2 protein-coding genes and 1 pseudogene are annotated in these 2,126 nt (G+C 70.4%); all 3 read right to left on the bottom strand.

Translation table 11 applies throughout. The features are described 5' to 3' along the window. Positions 1-631: beta-ketoacyl synthase N-terminal-like domain-containing protein (locus tag VIR09_RS21600; RefSeq protein WP_332014712.1), on the bottom strand; the 631-nt coding region annotated here is incomplete at its 3' end. Between the two features lie 49 nt (positions 632-680). Further along, positions 681-1,751, bottom strand: a complete 1,071-nt coding sequence (locus VIR09_RS21595; protein ID WP_332014711.1) for an acyl-CoA dehydrogenase family protein — start codon at positions 1,749-1,751, stop codon at positions 681-683. Positions 1,752-1,779: 28 nt separating this feature from the next. Then, positions 1,780-2,126 (bottom strand): annotated as a pseudogene (locus VIR09_RS21590) (acyl-CoA dehydrogenase); the annotation flags it as partial.

Genomic DNA, 2,126 nt, shown 5'->3' with positions numbered 1-2,126 from the left:
GGGCTCGCGCCGCGATGGGCGCGATTTCGGCCGCGAACGTCCCTGCCGCGACGCTGCCCTGAGCCCGCAGCACACTCTGCTCCGCATAAGCGTCCTGTTGCGCGCGGCTGAAGCCGTGCTCGCGCGCGGCCAGATCGGCGTAGTGCCCCATCAGATGGCCTTCATAGGCATCCTGCAGGCCATCGCGGTACATATGGTCCAGCAACTGCCCGTCGCCCAACCGGTATCCCTGGCGCGCCCTGGGTATCAGATGCGGCGCGTTGCTCATCGATTCCATCCCGCCGGCCAGCACCAGGTCCGCCGATCCGGCACGCAGGATGTCGTGCGCCAGGGTCACGGCCTTCATGCCCGAGCCGCACATCTTGCTGAGCGTGGTCGCCTGCACCGTGGTCGGCAGCCCCGCGCCCAGCACGGCCTGGCGCGCGGGCGCCTGCCCCAGGCCGGCAAACAGGCAGCAGCCCATCAAGGCCTCCTGGGCCGCATCGGACGGCAGACCTGCCTGGCGCATGGCTGCCGCCAGCGCGTGCGCGCCCAACTGGGGCGCGGTGTAGTGCGACAAGGCTCCCTGAAAGGCGCCGATGGGTGTGCGCTGCGCGCCGACGATGACGACGGGATCTGAACTGGAGGGCATGAATGATTACCTCGGTTGCATGGGATTCAAAAAAGAGGCCCGCCTCGCGCTACGTGAGGACGCGCGCCGCGTCGGCATCGCTATCCGCCGGCACGGCCGCCATGACGCCGCGCACGAACTCCAGCATCGACGGACTGCCGCTGGCCAGCAGCCGGGTTCCGATCAGGCTGGCGCATGCGTCTTCGCTCATGCCGGTGGCGCGCCATTCATGCAGCCGCCTGGTGTAGAGGCCCAGGACCAGCTCTTCGGTGATCCCGATCGCCCCGTGAATCGCATGCGCCAGCGAGCAAACGACGGGAATGGCTTCGCCTGCCCGCAGCCGCGCGCACGCCGCAAGCGTGGCGTCGGGAAACATGGCGCCGCTGGAGCAAGCCAGTCGCGCCGCCATGGCGGTGGATGCCACCTGTTCCGCCAGCACACTGATCTCCTGCTGGATCGCCTGGAAACGCCCCAGCGCTTTGCCGAATTGCTGGCGTTCGCCCACGAAGGCGATGCAGCGGTCGAGCACGGCCTGCATGGCGCCCGCGATTCCAGCCGCGTCGGCGGCGTTGCGCCACGCCTGCACGGCGTCGTCCGGCAAGGCGATACGGCCGAGGACAGGCGGCGAGTCCGTCCATGCGGGTGCGGCGCTGGCAAGCGGCCGGAACAAGCCAGGATCGGATACAGCCGGCGCCGCCAGCAACAACAGGCAGCCGTCGCGCTGGACCAGCAGCGTGCGCGCCAGCCCGGCTCCTGGAGTCTGAACGCAGCGCAGCCCGCGAGGCCCCGGCAGCGCCTGGGCCAATGCAATAGGTCCCTCTGGCACGGTCTGGCCGCTGGTGCGCAACACGGCGCGCGCCAGCATGGTGTCGGCCAGTGGGTAAGGCAGCGCCAACGCGCCCGCGGCCCGCAGCAGACCCTCGGCATCGGCCAGCGACAATCCGGCGCCGCCCAGTTCCGCAGGCGTCAAAGCGTCCACATACCCGAGCGCGTCGATATCCTGCCAGGTGCGGGCAGCGAGGCTACCCGGGTCGGTTGCGCCGCCCTGCGCTTCGATCTCGCGGGCCCGCTCCGGCGGGCACAAGCCGGCCAGGGCGCGTGCAAATTCGTCGTACAGGTCTTGCTGGATGGATGCCGCCATGGGGCCCTCCTTCAGGTGTCGATGGGCCCTAGCGCAGGCCAAGCTCGCGCGCGATGATGCCGCGCAGGATATGGCGGGTGCCGCCGCGCAGCGAAAAGGTCGGGTTGATGAGCGTCAGGTAAGCCAGCGTGCGGGCAAGCACCTCGTCAGGCGCCGGGCCCGCGTCCGCGCGCAGGGCTTGGCCTATCCATTCGGGCACGGCTTGTTCGAACTCCGTGCCCAGGTCCTTCACCAGCACGGCCGCAAGGCTGGCGTCGGCCCCCTCGTTGAGCCGCTGCGTCACCGCCAGCGACATGCTCCGCAGCACCGCCAGCCGTCCGGCCAGGCGTCCCGCCAGCCGGACATGCGCCGGGTCCGGCGACGCCGCCCGGCGCA

It is taken from the genome of Achromobacter sp., from assembly GCF_036567245.1.
Classification (GTDB): Bacteria; Pseudomonadota; Gammaproteobacteria; order Burkholderiales; family Burkholderiaceae_B; genus Achromobacter.
The sequence above is the reverse complement of the archived record's forward strand: the minus strand, read 5'-3'. Positions and strand labels throughout refer to the sequence as shown.